The 16,023-nt window shown below is 70.8% G+C and carries 14 protein-coding genes; 10 read left to right on the top strand and 4 right to left on the bottom strand.

The features are described from left to right. Window positions 1-46: 46 nt before the first annotated feature. The gene (gene lexA, locus ACIQZO_RS24650; protein ID WP_403629684.1) at window positions 47-841 is read right to left on the bottom strand and encodes a transcriptional repressor LexA; all 795 of its coding nucleotides are present in this window, start codon (window positions 839-841) and stop codon (window positions 47-49) included. Between the two features lie 468 nt (window positions 842-1,309). On the opposite strand from lexA, the gene nrdR reads away from it, so the two are divergent. Both nrdR and ACIQZO_RS24640 read left to right on the top strand, forming a co-directional pair. Further along, on the top strand, window positions 1,310-1,822 hold the full coding sequence (nrdR, locus tag ACIQZO_RS24645) for a transcriptional regulator NrdR (protein ID WP_403629682.1): 513 nt from the start codon (window positions 1,310-1,312) through the stop codon (window positions 1,820-1,822). Window positions 1,823-1,966: 144 nt separating this feature from the next. Then, window positions 1,967-4,855 (top strand): vitamin B12-dependent ribonucleotide reductase, encoded by a 2,889-nt coding sequence (locus ACIQZO_RS24640; protein WP_403629679.1) that lies wholly within the window; start codon window positions 1,967-1,969, stop codon window positions 4,853-4,855. Between the two features lie 200 nt (window positions 4,856-5,055). Here ACIQZO_RS24640 and ACIQZO_RS24635 read toward each other — a convergent pair whose 3' ends face one another. Continuing rightward, window positions 5,056-6,015 carry a DUF1152 domain-containing protein gene (locus ACIQZO_RS24635; RefSeq protein WP_403629676.1) on the bottom strand — a complete coding sequence of 320 codons (960 nt, stop codon included), beginning with the start codon at window positions 6,013-6,015 and terminating at the stop codon, window positions 5,056-5,058. Between the two features lie 96 nt (window positions 6,016-6,111). Here ACIQZO_RS24635 and ACIQZO_RS24630 point away from each other — a divergent pair, with 96 nt between their 5' ends. The 5 genes from ACIQZO_RS24630 (at window position 6,112) to ACIQZO_RS24610 (ending at window position 11,129) form a co-directional block, all read left to right on the top strand. Beyond that, window positions 6,112-6,960, top strand: a complete 849-nt coding sequence (locus ACIQZO_RS24630; protein ID WP_403629674.1) for an arylamine N-acetyltransferase — start codon at window positions 6,112-6,114, stop codon at window positions 6,958-6,960. 32 nt (window positions 6,961-6,992) lie between these two features. Next, window positions 6,993-7,598, top strand: coding sequence for a YdbC family protein (locus ACIQZO_RS24625; protein ID WP_030008846.1), 606 nt, complete (start codon window positions 6,993-6,995; stop codon window positions 7,596-7,598). Window positions 7,599-7,670: 72 nt separating this feature from the next. After that, window positions 7,671-8,330, top strand: a complete 660-nt coding sequence (locus ACIQZO_RS24620) for a histidine phosphatase family protein (RefSeq protein ID WP_403629671.1) — start codon at window positions 7,671-7,673, stop codon at window positions 8,328-8,330. Window positions 8,331-8,341: 11 nt separating this feature from the next. Then, window positions 8,342-9,259: an ADP-ribosylglycohydrolase family protein gene (locus tag ACIQZO_RS24615; protein ID WP_403629669.1), complete on the top strand. Its 918-nt coding sequence runs from the start codon at window positions 8,342-8,344 to the stop codon at window positions 9,257-9,259. 199 nt (window positions 9,260-9,458) lie between these two features. Continuing rightward, window positions 9,459-11,129 (top strand): DUF4153 domain-containing protein, encoded by a 1,671-nt coding sequence (locus ACIQZO_RS24610; protein ID WP_403629666.1) that lies wholly within the window; start codon window positions 9,459-9,461, stop codon window positions 11,127-11,129. Window positions 11,130-11,205: 76 nt separating this feature from the next. Here ACIQZO_RS24610 and ACIQZO_RS24605 read toward each other — a convergent pair whose 3' ends face one another. Then, window positions 11,206-12,759 carry an MFS transporter gene (locus tag ACIQZO_RS24605; RefSeq protein WP_403629663.1) on the bottom strand — a complete coding sequence of 518 codons (1,554 nt, stop codon included), beginning with the start codon at window positions 12,757-12,759 and terminating at the stop codon, window positions 11,206-11,208. Between the two features lie 140 nt (window positions 12,760-12,899). Here ACIQZO_RS24605 and ACIQZO_RS24600 point away from each other — a divergent pair, with 140 nt between their 5' ends. From ACIQZO_RS24600 to ACIQZO_RS24590, 3 genes are all read left to right on the top strand, one after another. Continuing rightward, on the top strand, window positions 12,900-13,502 hold the full coding sequence (locus ACIQZO_RS24600) for a TetR/AcrR family transcriptional regulator (protein ID WP_403629662.1): 603 nt from the start codon (window positions 12,900-12,902) through the stop codon (window positions 13,500-13,502). A 115-nt stretch (window positions 13,503-13,617) separates the two neighbouring features. After that, window positions 13,618-14,328, top strand: coding sequence for a ribonuclease HII (locus ACIQZO_RS24595; protein ID WP_403629659.1), 711 nt, complete (start codon window positions 13,618-13,620; stop codon window positions 14,326-14,328). 59 nt (window positions 14,329-14,387) lie between these two features. Then, window positions 14,388-15,032: a hypothetical protein gene (locus tag ACIQZO_RS24590; RefSeq protein WP_403629656.1), complete on the top strand. Its 645-nt coding sequence runs from the start codon at window positions 14,388-14,390 to the stop codon at window positions 15,030-15,032. Window positions 15,033-15,275: 243 nt separating this feature from the next. Here the strand turns inward: ACIQZO_RS24590 and ACIQZO_RS24585 are convergent, their stop codons facing one another. Next, window positions 15,276-15,905, bottom strand: a complete 630-nt coding sequence (locus ACIQZO_RS24585; protein ID WP_403629654.1) for a hypothetical protein — start codon at window positions 15,903-15,905, stop codon at window positions 15,276-15,278. Between the last annotated feature and the right edge of the window lie 118 nt (window positions 15,906-16,023).

Below are 16,023 nucleotides of genomic sequence, written 5' to 3'. Positions count from 1 at the left end.
CCAGGACCGGCGCAGTGGATCCCGGGGGCTGTATGGGGCGGCGGGGTCAGATCCGACGCAGTACCGCGACGACCTTGCCGAGGATGGTCGCCTCGTCGCCGGGGATCGGCTGGTAGGCGGCGTTGTGCGGGAGGAGCCAGACGTGGCCGTCCTCTCGCTTGAAGCGCTTGACCGTGGCCTCGCCGTCGAGCATGGCGGCGACGATGTCGCCGTTCTCCGCGACCGGCTGGCGACGGACCGTGACCCAGTCGCCGTCACAGATGGCGGCCTCGATCATCGAGTCGCCCACGACCTTGAGGACGAAGAGCTCGCCGTCGCCGACGAGCTGGCGGGGGAGCGGGAACACGTCCTCGACCGACTCCTCGGCGAGGATCGGGCCGCCGGCGGCGATCCGGCCGACCAGGGGAACGTAGGAGGCGGCGGGCTTTCCGGCAGTGTCCGTGGGCAGCGAGCTGGGCTGGTCCGAGCCACGCACCTCGTAGGCACGGGGGCGGTGCGGGTCGCGGCGCAGGAAGCCCTTGCGCTCCAGGGCCATCAGCTGGTGGGCGACGGATGACGTGCTGGACAGGCCGACGGCCTGACCGATCTCCCGCATCGACGGCGGGTAACCCCGCCGCTGCACGGAGTCGCGAATGACCTCGATGACCCTCCGCTGCCGGTCCGTGAGTCCGGAGCTGTCGGCGCGGATGCCTGGAGGTCGACCTGGCAGCGAGCGTGCCGGGCGTACTACGGGCTCCGCATCCGGGTTCAGGTTTGCGTCGTTCATGGCATGCACCGGCTCGAGTCGGCTCTGGGAGCGGTTCTGGGCAGTGATGGCGGCACTGTCTGCGGTGGTGGTCACGTCGGCCCCTCTCGAAATGTTCTCCCTAGCTGGACAACGGTAGTTGCTTTCGAAAGGTTGCGCCAAACACACGTTCGAGTGAAAAATCGCAGATCGCCCCGTGTGGACATATCAAGGGGTGTATGGACGATCGGTTCGCCGAACGCGGGTTCGGCTCTGCGTCCGCCGCTTACGGTACCCTTCCCGGTCGGACGGCCACCTTGCGGGTCTGTGCCCAGTGTGGCACCGGGAGGCCTCGCGTCCGCTCATCGGACGCCGCGACACGCGGAGTCGTGAAAATCCGCCACAACCCAAGATCTAGTGGTTGGATGAGCGCTGCCGCCCAGAAGTTGTGGTCCTCGGGTCTCCTGAGGCTCCTGGGATCGCATATGCTGGTGGTGCTTCACGAGCCCCCGGCGGAGTTGGTCTCCGTCGTTCAGGGGCTCCGTGGGGTGATTCAGTCGTGCCAAGAGGGAGGGTGAGGGAACCATGCACTGCCCCTTCTGCAGGCACCCCGACAGCCGCGTCGTCGACAGCCGCACCACCGACGACGGCACGTCGATCCGCCGGCGCCGTCAGTGCCCCGACTGCTCCCGTCGCTTCACGACGGTGGAGACGGCCTCGCTGATGGTGATCAAGCGCAGCGGGGTGACCGAACCCTTCAGTCGTACCAAGGTCATCTCCGGCGTGCGCAAGGCGTGCCAGGGGCGGCCGGTCACCGAGGACGCCCTCGCCAAGCTCGGCCAGCGGGTCGAGGAAGCGGTGCGCGCCACCGGGAGTGCCGAGCTGACCACCCACGACGTGGGTCTGGCCATCCTCGGCCCGTTGCAGGAGCTCGACCTGGTCGCGTACCTGCGGTTCGCTTCCGTTTACAAAGCTTTCGACACCCTTGAAGACTTCGAGACCGCCATCGCGGAACTCCGCGGGTCGCGGTCTCATCCCGAGGAGTGCGAGCCCAGTGGGACCGCCCAGGTCCCCGTGCCCGCCTCCGCCGCCGACTGACCGGACCATCCGTGCCGCGGCGCTCACGCGCCGTGACGCGGCCGGTCGGCCGGGCGAAGAGACGTAGATACAAGACACAGCACAGTGCCGCGGAATATCGATGGCACTTTAGGGCGTTTTTGCCCGCATATGGGAGGAAGCGGCATGACAGAGACGGCGAGCGGCTCGGCACGTGGTTCCCGCGCCAAGGGGACCAAGGCTGCCAAGGGCGGCCTGCGTATCGAGCGCATCCACACCACCCCGGGCGTACACCCCTACGACGAGGTGAGCTGGGAACGCCGTGACGTCGTCATGACCAACTGGCGCGACGGCTCGATCAACTTCGAGCAGCGTGGCGTCGAGTTCCCCGACTTCTGGTCGGTGAACGCGGTCAACATCGTCACCAGCAAGTACTTCCGCGGCGCGGTCGGCACCGCGCAGCGCGAGACCGGTCTGAAGCAGCTGATCGACCGGATCGTGAAGACGTACACGAAGGCCGGCGAGGACTTCGACTACTTCTCGTCGCCCGCCGACGCGGAGATCTTCGAGCACGAGCTGACCTACGCCCTCCTGCACCAGATCTTCAGCTTCAACTCCCCGGTGTGGTTCAACGTCGGTACGCCCCAGCCGCAGCAGGTCTCCGCCTGCTTCATCCTGGCCGTCGACGACTCCATGGAGTCGATCCTCGACTGGTACAAGGAAGAGGGCATGATCTTCAAGGGCGGCTCCGGCGCCGGCCTGAACCTCTCCCGCATCCGCTCCTCCAAGGAGCTCCTCTCCTCCGGCGGCAACGCCTCCGGTCCGGTCTCCTTCATGCGCGGCGCCGACGCGTCCGCGGGAACGATCAAGTCGGGCGGCGCCACCCGCCGCGCGGCCAAGATGGTCGTCCTGGACGTGGACCACCCGGACGTCGAGGCCTTCATCGAGACCAAGGTGAAGGAAGAGGAGAAGATCCGCGCCCTGCGCGACGCGGGCTTCGACATGGACCTGGGCGGCGACGACATCACGTCCGTCCAGTACCAGAACGCCAACAACTCCGTCCGCGTGAACGACGAGTTCATGACGGCCGTCGAGAACGGCACCGAGTTCGGTCTGCGGGCCCGTATGACCGGCGAGGTCATCGAGAAGGTCGACGCAAAGGCGCTCTTCCGCAAGCTCGCCGAGGCCGCGTGGGCCTGCGCCGACCCGGGCATCCAGTACGACGGTGTGATCAACAACTGGCACACCTGCCCCGAGTCCGGCCGGATCACCGCGTCGAACCCGTGCAGCGAGTACATGCACCTGGACAACACGTCCTGCAACCTCGCCTCGCTCAACCTGATGAAGTTCCTGAACGACGACGGCAAGGGCAACCAGTCCTTCGACGCCGAGCGTTTCGCCAAGGTCGCCGAGCTCGTCATCACCGCGATGGACATCTCCATCTGCTTCGCGGACTTCCCGACGCAGAAGATCGGCGACAACACCCGCGCCTTCCGCCAGCTGGGCATCGGCTACGCCAACCTCGGCGCCCTGCTGATGGCGACCGGCCACGCGTACGACTCGGACGGCGGCCGCACCCTCGCCGCGTCGATCACCTCGCTGATGACCGGCACCGCGTACAAGCGCTCCGCCGAGCTGGCCGCGATCGTCGGCCCGTACGACGGCTACGCCCGCAACGCCGACTCGCACAAGCGCGTCATGAAGCAGCACGCCGACGCCAACGCCGTCGCGCCGCGCACCGAGGACCTGGACAACAGCATCTGGGCCGCGGCCACCGAGGCCTGGCAGGACGTCCTGCGCCTCGGCGAGAAGAACGGCTTCCGCAACGCCCAGGCATCCGTCCTCGCGCCGACCGGCACCATCGGTCTCGCGATGTCCTGCGACACCACGGGCGTCGAGCCGGACCTGGCCCTGGTCAAGTTCAAGAAGCTCGTCGGCGGCGGCTCGATGCAGATCGTCAACGGCACGGTCCCGCAGGCCCTGCGCCGCCTGGGTTACCAGGAGGAGCAGATCGGGGAGATCGTCTCCCACATCGCCGAGCACGGTGTGGTCGTCGACGCCCCGCACCTGAAGACCGAGCACTACTCGGTGTTCGACTGCGCCATGGGCGAGCGTTCCATCTCCGCGATGGGCCACGTCCGCATGATGGCCGCGATCCAGCCCTGGATCTCCGGCGCGATCTCGAAGACGGTCAACATGCCGGAGACGGCGACCGTCGAGGAGATCGAGGAGATCTACTTCGAGGCGTGGAAGCTGGGCGTCAAGGCGCTCGCCATCTACCGCGACAACTGCAAGGTCGGCCAGCCCCTCTCCGCCAAGAAGAAGGAGGAGGAGAAGGAGGTAGTCACCGCGAAGGCGGAGGAGACCATCCGCGCCGTCGTCGAGAAGGTCATCGAGTACCGTCCCGTCCGCAAGCGCCTCCCCAAGGGCCGCCCGGGCATCACCACCTCCTTCACGGTCGGTGGCGCCGAGGGCTACATGACCGCGAACTCCTACCCGGACGACGGTCTCGGTGAGGTCTTCCTGAAGATGTCCAAGCAGGGCTCGACCCTCGCGGGCATGATGGACGCCTTCTCGATCGCCGTCTCGGTCGGCCTGCAGTACGGCGTCCCGCTCGAGACCTACGTCTCGAAGTTCACGAACATGCGCTTCGAGCCGGCCGGTATGACGGACGACCCGGACGTGCGGATGGCGCAGTCGATCGTCGACTACATCTTCCGCCGCGTGGCGCTCGACTTCCTGCCCTTCGAGACCCGCTCGGCCCTCGGCATCCACTCCGCCGAGGAGCGCCAGCGCCACCTGGACACCGGTTCCTACGAGCCCCTCCAGGACGAGCTGGACATCGAGTCCCTGGCGCAGACGGCCCCGCTGGCCGCGGTGCCGTCGGCCCCCAAGCCGATCGCGGCCGTGTCCGTCCCGTCGCCCAAGACGGCGCACAGCAACGCCGAACTGGTCGAGATGCAGCTCGGCGTCTCCGCCGACGCCCCGCTCTGCTTCTCCTGCGGTACGAAGATGCAGCGCGCCGGCTCCTGCTACATCTGCGAGGGCTGCGGCTCCACCAGCGGCTGCAGTTGACACCGGACGGGCTCGCATGGGGCGCCAGCACCGGTGTAGCCCGCACGCGTAGCTGACCAGCAGCTCATCGAAGGGGACCGACCTCGGGTCGGTCCCCTTCGTCGTCCCGTGCACGGAGGGTTCGGGCGGAGCTCCCGAGCAGCTCTCGGCGCCGGACGGCCCCTCACTGTCACGTGATGCCGGCCCCCGGTCGGCGCGGCTCAGTGGGGGATGCGGCGGGGTGGGCGGGTGACGAGCTCCTCGCGGAATTCGGCGATCCGGGAATGGACCTGGCGCATCAGCCGGGTGTCCTCGATGCGGTCCAGGTAGAGGCAGCGCGCGGCCAGCCCCGGCAGGTCGAAGGCGAAGCACAGCGACATCAGCGGGTTCACGAAGAGCTCGCTGCCACGCGTGCGGGTGGTGAACTGCACGTCGCCGAAGGAACCGCGGACGGCCGCGGCGATGGAGCCGTTCACAATGCTGGGCCGGTCCGGGGTCTGCTCCTGGGCATGGGCGACCGCGTCCAGGAAGAGCGCGCCCTCCCTGGTGGCGCGCGGTATGGAGAACGCGCCGAGGTACGCGCCCGCGCGCTCCAGCGCCGCGATGTTCTCCAGCACCAGTGCGTGACTGACCCCGTGGTAGGCGTCCACGCCGAAGCCCACCGACACGACCAGGCGCTCCCGTACGTCGTCCAGTGCGGCCAGTGCCGCGACGCTGGTCAGGTCCTCCTCGGGGGTGCCGAGGCCCGATTCGTCACCCCGCATCAGGATGTCCGTGCCGCCGTCGACCAACACGATCGCGTCGATGCCGTGGAGGTCGACCAGCTCGCGGTAGGCGGCGCGCAGCGGCTGCACGCCGGTCTGGGGGAAGGCGTACACGGTGGCCGGGTAGCCGTGCACCTCCAGCCACCGGGCGAGGGTCCGCTCGGGGAAGTAGGACAGGTGGGGCGCGGAGTTCGGGGTGACGGCGGCGAGGTCCGGGGCCGCCCACTCCTCGGTGGGCAGTCCGGCGAGCGAGCTGAAGGAGAGGTTCGCCAGGTGGACGCGCTTGCCCTGGTGCATGAGGGAGAGGGCCACGGGGAGGCCTGCGTAGATGTCGAAGCCGCCGCCCGCGCCGGCGATCAGGATGCTTTCGGCGTCGGCGAGGCGGTCGAAAAGCGGGTTGGTGTGCAGGGCGGTCATGGCGATCATTGTGCGGGGTGGCCGTACCGGCGCGCTTCGGGATTTCCGGGCCGTACTTGGGCGGACCACACGGGGAGCACGGGGAGATGGTCGGCCATGTGGAGCGGTGACGAGCTGGACCTGGACGCCTATCTGGCACGGATCGGATGTCCGGGGGATTCGGGGATCGCCGGGGAGTCCGGGGAACTCCGGCCGGAACTCGCCACGTTGTACGCAGTGCACCGGGCCCACACCGCCGCCATCGTCTTCGAGAGCCTGGACGTCCTGCTCGGCCGCCCCGTCGCGCTGGACCTCAAGTCGATCGAGGCCAAACTCGTGCACGACCGCCGCGGCGGCTACTGCTACGAGCAGAATTCGCTGCTGGCCGCTGCCCTGGAGCGGATCGGCTTCGAGGTCTCCGGGCGCGGTGCCCGCAACCGCTCCCGCGGGCATTGCCTGCCGGCCGTGACGCACGCCGTCCTCGTCGTCACCGTCGAGGGTGAACCGTGGCTGTGCGACGCCGGATTCGGCTACCTCGGCCCTCGCGAGCCGCTCCCGCTGGGGCGGCCGGGGGCCGAGGTGCGGCAGGGGGAGTGGACCTACCGCGTCCGCGAGGAGGACGGCGGCGTCCTCGTGCTGTGCCTGCTGCGCGCGGGCGTCTGGCGCGACCTTTACGCCTTCTCCCCGCAGCACTACCACCCCGTCGACTACATCGTGCTCAACCACTACAGCTCCAGCCATCCCGCCTCCTCCTTCATCGGGCGGCTCGTCGTCCACCACCCGTCCGACCGCGTCCGCAGGGCGCTCGTCGGACGGGAACTGACCCGGCTGCACCCCGACGGGAGGGCCGATCGGGAGATCGTCGGTGCGGACGAACTGCTCGCCGTGCTCGACCGGGAGTTCGGCCTTCGGCTGCCCGATCGGGACGCGGCGGAACTGGTGCGGATCCATCGCGCCGAGGACTGACCGGGGCCCCGCCCGGCCCGTACGATGGCGCAGTGCTGGTCAAGTGGATTCGCTGCACGGTGACGGACCGACGCGGGTTCGAGCGCGGGCAGCGAAAATGGGCGGGGCTGCCGGGCGAGCCGGGATTCCGGGGGCAGGGCGGCGGCTGGAGCCGGGGCCGGCAGGGGGTCGCGCATGTCTTCGCGTTCTGGGAGAGCCGGTCCTTCTACGACTCCTTCATGGCGCGCTCGCACGACCGGCTGGCCGCCTCCCAGAACGGCACCTACACCGACCTGCGGGTGACCCTCTTCGATCACCGCTTCGACGTGAAGACCGGCTTCGAGCCGCGCTTCACCGACGCCGATGTCGTACGGGTCGCTCACACGCGGGTCCGGGAGGGCCGGGTCGACCACTTCGCCCTGATGCAGGAGAAGGTGTGGAACCCGGCCATGGCGGGCTCGCCCGGGATGGTGCGCGGCCTCTTCGGGGAGGCCCCGGGCCGGGAGTTCCTGGTGCTGTCGATGTGGCACGCCGCCGCCGAGCACGGCAAGTACCGGCAGGAGCGGGTCGAGCGGCTCTCGCTGCGCGCCCAGATCCAGGCCGATGTCGAGGCCCTCACCGGTGACGTCGTCGACCTCGAACCCTCCTGGACGGTATGACCGTACGACGACCGCCACTCCGATCGGCGAGCCCGGTCGGCGGGCTGTCCGATGGCCGAATAGGGTCGTGGGATGGTTCGACCACGGCGCATCGTCCTTGTCCGGCACGGGGAATCGGAAGGGAACGCCGACGACACGGTGTACGAGAGGGAGCCCGACCACGCCCTGCGGCTGACCCGCAACGGGCGCGAGCAGGCGTCGGAGGCCGGCGATCGGCTGCGCGAGCTCTTCGGCGACGAGACGATCAGCGCGTACGTCTCCCCGTACCGCCGGACCCTTCAGACCTTCCGGGAGCTGCGCCTGGACCCCACGCGGGTGCGGATGCGCGAGGAGCCGCGCCTGCGCGAGCAGGACTGGGGTAACTGGCAGGACCGGGCCGACGTACGGCTGCAGAAGGCGTACCGGGACGCGTACGGGCACTTCTTCTACCGCTTCGCCCAGGGCGAGTCGGGCGCCGACGTGTACGACAGGGTCGGGTCCTTCCTGGAGAGTCTCTACCGCAGCTTCGAGGCCCCGGACCATCCCGAGAACGTGCTGCTCGTGACCCACGGGCTGACGATGCGGCTGTTCTGCATGCGCTGGTTCCACTGGTCCGTGTCCGAATTCGAAGCCCTGTCCAATCCGGGCAACGGCGAGTACCGCGTCCTCCTGCTCGGCCCGGACGGCCGGTACCGGATGGACCGCCCGTTTGAGCGGTGGACCACACCCGAGCCTTATGACCTGGACGGCTAGAGTTGCCCGCGATGACGCCTGATTCCACTCCCGAACGGCGCTACGCGCGCGCCATGGCCAGCCTGCGAGGGCTGGCGCTGGGTGACGCCCTGGGCTCCCAGTACTTCGTCCCCGTCAACTACCCGCTGCTCAAGCGGCGCGAGCTGCCCGCCGGCCCCGCTGCGTGGCAGTGGACCGACGACACCGAGATGGCCTGCTCGGTGGTGGCCGTGCTCGCCGGGCACGGGCGCATTGACCAGGACGCGCTCGCCCTCTCCTTCGCCCACCACCACGACTTCGACCGCGGCTACGGACCCGCGGTGAACCGGATGCTGCGTCTGGTGCGGGAGGGCCAGGACTGGCGCACGCTGGCCGCCGAACTCTTCAACGGGCAGGGCTCGTGGGGCAACGGCGCCGCCATGCGCATCGCGCCGCTGGGCGCCTGGTACGCCGACGACCCGGAGCAGGCCACGCACCAGGCGGAGATCTCCGCCTACACCACCCACCAGCACCGCGAGGCCGTGTGCGGGGCGATGGCGGTCGCCGCGGCCGCCGCGCTGGCCGCGCGTACGGACGGCCCGCCGAAGGCCTCCGACCTGCTGGACGGGGTGATCGCACTGGTGCCGCGCAGCGCCGTGGGCGCCGGGCTGCGGCGCGCGCGCGACATGCTGGACTACGGCGACGCCACCACGGTCGCGGCGGTTCTGGGCTGCGGGCGGCGCACGAGCGCGCACGACACCGTGCCGTTCGCCCTGTGGTCGGCGGCGCGGGCGCTGGACGACTACGAAGGGGCGTTCTGGACCACCGCGCAGGTGGGCGGGGACGTCGACACGACCTGCGCGATCGTCGGCGGGGTGCTGGGCGCGCGCGGGGACGACGTGCTGCCGGCCGCGTGGCTGGCGCGTACGGAGGCCCTGCCGGCCTGGCTGCCGGAGGTCGCGGCGGGCTGATGCCCGCGCGGCCGTTGGATTCCGGGGAGTTGGCGGTGTCCGAGGTGCGGTGACGCGAGGTGAAAAGTCGCGTTCCGATTGTCACGGTCCTGCCACAGCGGTCTTTTGATCCTGTTCAAAACCGCGAGGGATCGGCCTACCCTGTCCGCATCGCCGCCCCACCCTGAACTGCGGGGCGGCCGACAGGGGAGGGAATTGCATGTCAGAGATCACCGGCGGAGCCGACGGAGCCAGGTCCGAGGAAGTGGCGGACCCAGGGGCAGGGGCCACGGTCGGCGATCCGCCCGCGAAGCCGATCCCGGCCGACGGCAGACACACCGGTGCGGCCGGGTGGCCACCGGGGGCGCCCGCCAACCCCCGGCAGGTGCCGCCGCGCGCCGCCGCGCCCTCCTGGGCGACGCTGGTGCGCCCGGCAGAGGCCGCCCCCATCCGGACCGCGGTCCTTGTCGCGGTCCTCGTATCCGGCCTGGCCGCCGCGATGCTGCTCGGCGACGGTATGGGCCCCGGCCTGCTGGTCGCGGTGGTACCCGCCGTCGCCGCCGCGTACCTCGCCGCCCGCACGGCCGGCCGTACCGCCCGCCCCTGGACCCTGGCCTGGGCGACAGGCTGCCTCGCCCTCCTCGCGATACCCGCCCTGCGCGACTCCGCCTGGCCCGCCACTCTGGCGATCCTTTCAGCCGTCCTGCTGGGCGCGCTGGCCCTCCACGGCAGCCGCACCTGGCCCGGCGTCCTGCTCGGCCCGCTCGGCTTCCTCGACGCCGCCGTCTCAGGGGGCGGCTGGCTGCTGACCGGGCTGCGCTCGCGCAGCGGTGTCAGCAAGGAGCGCTGGCTGCCCGTCGCCAAGGCGACCGGTGTGGCCGCCGTACTGCTGCTCCTGTTCGGCGCGCTGTTCGCCTCCGCCGACGCGGCCTTCGCCGATCTGCTGGGCGACCTGATGCCCGACGCCTCGTTCGAGGACGGGCCCGTCCGCTTCATGCTCTTCGTGCTCGGCGCGGTCCTCGCCCTCGCCGCCGCCCGCACCGCCGCCGCCCCGCTGCGCTGGGACCGGATCAAGGTGGCCCCGGGCAAGCCGCGCTCCCGCGTCGAATGGGCCCTTCCGCTCATCGTCATGAACCTGCTGTTCGCCGGCTTCAACGCCGTCCAGCTGGCGGTCCTGTTCGGCGGCTACGACAAGGTCCTGCGGAGCACCGGCCTCACCTACGCCGAGTACGCCCGCCAGGGCTTCTGGCAGCTCCTGTGGGCCACCCTGCTCACCCTGGCCGTGATCGCGCTGGCCCTGCGCTGGGCCCCGCGCTCCGGAGCGGGCGACCGTCGCCTGGTCCGGGTCGTCCTCGGACTGCTGTGCGCGCTGACCCTGGCCGTCGTCGCGGCCGCGCTGCGCCGGATGGACCTCTACGTGGACGCGTACGGGCTGACCAGGCTGCGGGTGTCCGTCGCCGCGATGGAGCTGTGGCTCGGGCTGGTCATCGTGCTGATCATGGCGGCCGGGCTGTTCGGCGGGCGCTGGCTGGCGCGCGCGGTCGCGGGCAGTGTCGGCGCGGCCGTCCTCGCCTTCGGTCTGCTGTCCCCGGACGGGATGGTCGCGGAGCGCAACGTGGCCCGCTTCGAGGCGGACGCGAAGATCGACCTGGCCTACTTCCAGTCCTTGTCGGCGGACGCGGTCCCCGCCCTGGACCGGCTGCCCGAGCCCCAGCGGTCCTGCGCCCTGCGCGGGATCAACGACGAGCTGTCCCGGGCGGGAGACGTTCCCTGGTACGCGATGAGCCTGGGCGAGCACCGGGCCCGGCAGATCCTGAGCGAGCGTCCGGTGACCGCGTCGTACGAGGTCTGCTCGCGGATGGGCGCCTTCGGGTCCCGCGTCGAGTACTAGCGGCCGCGCGGGAAGCGCGTACGGGGCCGGGCGCGGGGAGTGTTCCCCGCGCCCGGCCCCGTACGACGAGCCGGGTTCAGGCGGCAGGACCGGCCTTCGCGGCGGCGCCGGCCAGGGCCTCCAGGTCGCTCTTGCGCACCCGGATCACCAGCAGGGCGGTGGCCAGGGCCAGGCCCGCCATGGCGACGGCGGCGTAGAACGCCGTGGAGATGCCGTGGGCGAGCACCAGGTCCCCCCAGGGGTCGGGGAGGAATCCGGTCTCCTTGAAGGCGGCGATCTGCTCGGGATCCGCCTGCGCCATGAAGGCCGGGACCTGCTGGGTGGCCTCGTCGCGGCTGGCCGTGCCGAAGACGGTGACCAGGATGGACAGGCCGAGCGAGCCGCCGACCTGCTGGCTGGCGTTGAGCAGCCCGGAGGCGGCGCCCGCCTCCTTCGGCTCCACCCCGGAGACGGCGGTGAGGGTGAGGGTCACGAAGTTGAGGCCCATACCGAAGCCGAACAGCAGCATCGGCCCGAGCACTCCGGAGAGGTAGGAGCTGTCGGTCCGGATGAAGGTCAGCCAGGCCAGCCCGGTTCCGGTGAGCGCGGAGCCGAGGACCATGAAGGGCTTGGGGCCGAAGCGCGGCAGGAAGCGCTGCGAGAGGCCGGCGGCGGTGACGATGGCGACCGTCACCGGCAGGAAGCCGAGTCCGGACTGGATCGGGGAGAAGCCCAGCACGTTCTGCACGAACTGGACGATGAAGAAGAACATGCCGAACATCGCGGCGGCGAGGCCGAGCATGATCACGTACGTGCCGGTGCGGTTGCGGTCGGCGAACATGCGCAGCGGGATGATCGGCTCGCGTGCACGCGACTCGATGACGACGAACAGGGCGAGCAGGAGCAGGGCCGCCGCGAACGAGCCGAGGGTGAGTCCGTCGCGCCAGCCCTCCTCCGAGGCGCGGATGAATCCGTAGACGAGCGAGGCCATACCGCCGGTGGACGTGAGGGCTCCGGCGATGTCGAAGCGGCCGGGGTGGCGCTCGGACTCGCTGATGAAGGGCGGGGTGAGCACCGCGATCAGCACGCCGATCGGCACGTTGACGAAGAGGACCCAGCGCCAGTCGAGCCACTCGGTCAGCATGCCGCCGGTCAGCAGACCGATCGCGCCGCCGCCCGCGGAGACGGCGGCGAACACCCCGAACGCCCGGTTCCGTTCAGGGCCTTCGGGGAAGGTTGTCGTGATCAGGGCGAGCGAGGTGGGCGAGGCGATCGCGCCGCCGACCCCCTGCAGGGCGCGGGCCGCGAGCAGGTGCCAGGGCTCCTGGGCGAAGCCGCCGAGGAGGGACGCCAGGGTGAAGAGCAGGATGCCGGTCAGGAACACCCTGCGCCGGCCCAGGATGTCGCCCGCCCGCCCGCCCAGCAGGAGCAGGCCGCCGAAGGTGAGGGTGTAGGCGCTGAGCACCCACGACAGTTCGGTGGTGGTGAAGTCGAGGGCGCTCTGGATGTGCGGGAGCGCGATGTTCACGATCGTCGCGTCGAGGACGACCATGAGTTGGCATGCGGCGATGACGGCGAGCGCCACTCCGGGGCGCCCCTCCCGGCGTGCCGCGCCCGGTATCCGGGGTGTGGCGAGTTGAGAGCTTGTCACTGAGGATCCCCCCAAAGTGAAATAGTGAACGCATCCGTTCACTGCGGGTCCACGGTAGGAGTCCCGCCTTAGTGAACGCAAGCGTTCACTAAGGCGGAAAATGCGTGCGTCGAACGGGCAAGCCGGTCGGAGGTGGGAAGATGGTGGGTTCGCGCTGGTCAGCGGCATCGCCGGGGCGCAGGCGGGGTCCGGAGCTCGAACGGGCGATTCTCGACGCCACGTTGGAGCAGCTGAGCACGATCGGCTGGAACGCGCTCACCATGGAAGGTGTCGCCGCCGGCGCGCACACCGGCAAGGCGGCGCTCTACCGCCGCTGGCCGTCGAAGGCGGACCTGGTGGCCGATGCGCTGCGGACCGGGCTGCCGCGGATCGGTGACATTCCCGACTGCGGATCGATGCGCGAGGACCTCTATGTGCTGTGTGTGCGCATGCGGGACGTCATGCACTCGCGGGCCGGGCAAGCTCTTCGGTCAGTGCTTCACGAATGCGATCACATGCATGCGGGCCGGTTCCAAGGAGTCATCTGGTCCGGTCTGCACGAGCCGGCCCAGCATCTGATCAGGGAGCTTGTCGGGCGCGGAATCAACCGGGGTGACGTGCGGCCGGACGCGACTGGTCCGTTTGTCGTGGATGTCATTCCGGCCATGCTGATGTACCGCGCCAAGGTGTGCGGAAGCGAATGGAAGGATGCGGACATCGCGGCGTTGATCGACGAGGTGATGGTGCCGCTGCTCAGGGTGTGAGACGCGGCGGGGGTGGCGTGGGGCGCGCGGAGCCCGGTTCACCTCCGATCTCGGGCCGGTTCGACCCGGGCGGGGGTGTGCAGTGGGCTCGGGGCGGCGTAACCTTGCTGGCGCCATGCCGTACGAAGCACCCACTCACACCGTAGAACGCTCCCTCCGTGCAACCACCGGCGCCAAGGTCATCGCCGGGGTCGACGAAGTCGGACGAGGGGCCTGGGCCGGACCCGTCACCGTGTGTGCGGCGATCACCGGCCTGCGCCGGCCGCCCGCCGGGCTCACCGACTCCAAACTGCTCACCCCCAAGCGCCGCGACGCCCTGCTCGATGTCCTGGAGGGCTGGGTCACCGCCTACGCACTCGGGCACTCCTCGCCCGAGGAGATCGACGAGCTGGGGATGACGGCCGCCCTCCGGCTCGCGGCGGAGCGGGCGCTGGTCGCCCTGCCGGTGCGACCCGACGCGGTGATACTCGACGGCAAGCACGACTATCTCGGCCCGCCCTGGCGGGTTCGTACGGTGATCAAGGGCGATCGGTCCTGCATCGCCGTCGCCGCGGCCTCGGTCATCGCCAAGGTCCGCCGCGACCGCATGATGGCCGAACTCGGGGGACAGGGCGGTGGGATCGAGGACTTCGCCTTCGGTGCCAACGCCGGATACCCCTCGCCCGTGCACCGGGCGGCTCTGGAGGAGCTGGGGCCGACCCCCTACCACCGGCTCTCCTGGTCGTACCTCGACGCGCTGCCCCGGTGGCGCCACCTCAAGAAGGTGCGCCGCAGCGAGGAGTCGATGGAGCTGGAAAACGGAGGCCAACTCGGCTTCGATTTCTGATCGCACGCACGTGCCACCGGCCGGTACGTTTCGTACCGGTGTTTGATAGACATCAACTCATGCCTCTCACCCCCGCCATCGAGGAGCCTCAGATTCACGAGAGTGCCCAGGGTCCCCGCGTCACGCCGGCCGCGAGCCGCACCGCGCAGACCCCCCGCCCCGTACCTGGTCCGCGTCCCGCCGCCGTCCCGCGGCCCGGCCGCCCCGGTCCCGCCCGGCCCGCACCGCCCGCGCAGCGTGCGCCGCAGGCCACCCCCGGACCCGTTCCCGCAGCCCCTTCCGTTGCTCCCACCGCACCGTCCGTCTCCGCGGCGGTGCCGCAGATCCAGCTGATCCCGGCCTCCGCCGAGGGCGCGCTGGACGCGGCCGAAGAGGCCGTCGACCTGCTGCTCGACACCGGGCGCGCGCCCGGTGAGATCCTGCTGCTCACCAGTGGCGACCCGCACCCGTGGGCCGCGCACGAGCTGTCCTTCGGCGAGGCCGCGTACTGGGCCCTGCACGACGCCGGGGACGACGTCTTCTACGCGGACGCGGCGCAGGTCCAGCGCGCCGCCGGCCGTCCCGTCGTGGTCTTCGCGGCCAACGGCGGATCGGTCGACAGCATCGCGGGCACCCTGCCGGTCGCGCTCACCCGGGCGGGTGCGCTGCTGATCGTGTGCGGCGACCCGCAGCAGATCAACTCCGTGCTGGGTGCGGGCGTCTGACGCCCTGTACCCCGGCACGGGCGAGGGGCGGGGCGGGCCCTCGGCCGGCCCCGCTGAAGCCCGCACCGGGCTCCGGTACGGAGCCTGAGGCCTGATCCGCCGTACGCCCGAAACCGGGTGTACGGCCGTGAGGCATGCCCGCAGGCTGGTCCGGCTGCGCCGCGGTCGGCCCTCAAGGGGTCGCCCTGGCTCGGCCTGGCCCGGGTCGGGCCGGCTCGGCCTACGGGGGTCGGCTTACGGTGATCAGCGTGCGGCGGTCCGCCGCAGGACCTCGACCCCGCCGCCCCCGGTGTGCAGGGCCAGCGGGGAGAACTCGGCCACGGTGTCGCCGAGGCGCTGCGGCCGTGAGTCGGAGCTCGGCTGCCGGCCGCCGCGGCCCTCGCCGAGCACCTGCCAGCCCCCGCGGGTCAGCGTGATGTAGGCGCCGCAGCGCAGACCGTGCAGGGTGCAGGCGTCCCGCAGCCCCCACATCCACGCCCCGTCCTCCTCGGTCCACCGCTCGTCGCCGTCACGGCAGTAGAGCAGGACGGCCGTCCGTACCGGGGTCCGCCGCCGCAGGTCGTGCGGGAGGACTCGGCGCAGTCGGGACAGCAGGGCGTTGCGGTACTCCCAGCCGTCCGCCGAGGAGGACCGCTGCACGAAGGAGGCGCTCGCGACGAGCTGCTCCTCCGGGCCGAGGACGGCGATCACGGCGGTCGAGGGCACCGGGCTGTGCCGGGAGTGCAGCCCGCTGACGACCTCGCGCGGATCACGCAGCAGCGGGATGCCCGCCGCTGTCCATTCCGCCGGTTCCAGCAGTCGGCCGTGGCGGCTGGTGCCGCCGGTGGTTGATGCCAGGGACGTGGTCGGGCGATGCGCGAATCCGAAGGTCACGGTCCTCCCTTCGGGTACACGCCCGCGGACGGGCACGGTGGAGTCAGGGCGCGCCGCAGCGCGGCCCAGGAGGGTGCCGAGGAGCCGAGCGGGAGCACCCCAATTCTCGCGTGGCTTC

Origin of the sequence: Streptomyces sp. NPDC097617, assembly GCF_044761485.1 — a bacterium.
In the GTDB taxonomy this organism is placed as follows: Bacteria; Actinomycetota; Actinomycetes; order Streptomycetales; family Streptomycetaceae; genus Streptomyces.
Note: the sequence above shows the minus strand (reverse complement) of the source record. Positions and strands in the feature narration are given on the sequence as shown.

What these genes read in the sequence shown, in the direction of transcription:
- ACIQZO_RS24635 (WP_403629676.1), bottom strand. Translation starts at nt 6,015, where the DNA reads ATGACCGCCCTGCACACCAACCCGCTTTTCGACCGCCTCGCCGACGCC.
- ACIQZO_RS24610 (WP_403629666.1), top strand. Translation starts at nt 9,459, where the DNA reads ATGTCAGAGATCACCGGCGGAGCCGACGGAGCCAGGTCCGAGGAAGTG.
- ACIQZO_RS24590 (WP_403629656.1), top strand. Translation starts at nt 14,388, where the DNA reads ATGCCTCTCACCCCCGCCATCGAGGAGCCTCAGATTCACGAGAGTGCC.
- ACIQZO_RS24600 (WP_403629662.1), top strand. Translation starts at nt 12,900, where the DNA reads ATGGTGGGTTCGCGCTGGTCAGCGGCATCGCCGGGGCGCAGGCGGGGT.
- ACIQZO_RS24620 (WP_403629671.1), top strand. Translation starts at nt 7,671, where the DNA reads ATGGTTCGACCACGGCGCATCGTCCTTGTCCGGCACGGGGAATCGGAA.
- ACIQZO_RS24595 (WP_403629659.1), top strand. Translation starts at nt 13,618, where the DNA reads ATGCCGTACGAAGCACCCACTCACACCGTAGAACGCTCCCTCCGTGCA.
- ACIQZO_RS24630 (WP_403629674.1), top strand. Translation starts at nt 6,112, where the DNA reads ATGTGGAGCGGTGACGAGCTGGACCTGGACGCCTATCTGGCACGGATC.
- ACIQZO_RS24615 (WP_403629669.1), top strand. Translation starts at nt 8,342, where the DNA reads ATGACGCCTGATTCCACTCCCGAACGGCGCTACGCGCGCGCCATGGCC.
- nrdR (WP_403629682.1), top strand. Translation starts at nt 1,310, where the DNA reads ATGCACTGCCCCTTCTGCAGGCACCCCGACAGCCGCGTCGTCGACAGC.
- ACIQZO_RS24640 (WP_403629679.1), top strand. Translation starts at nt 1,967, where the DNA reads ATGACAGAGACGGCGAGCGGCTCGGCACGTGGTTCCCGCGCCAAGGGG.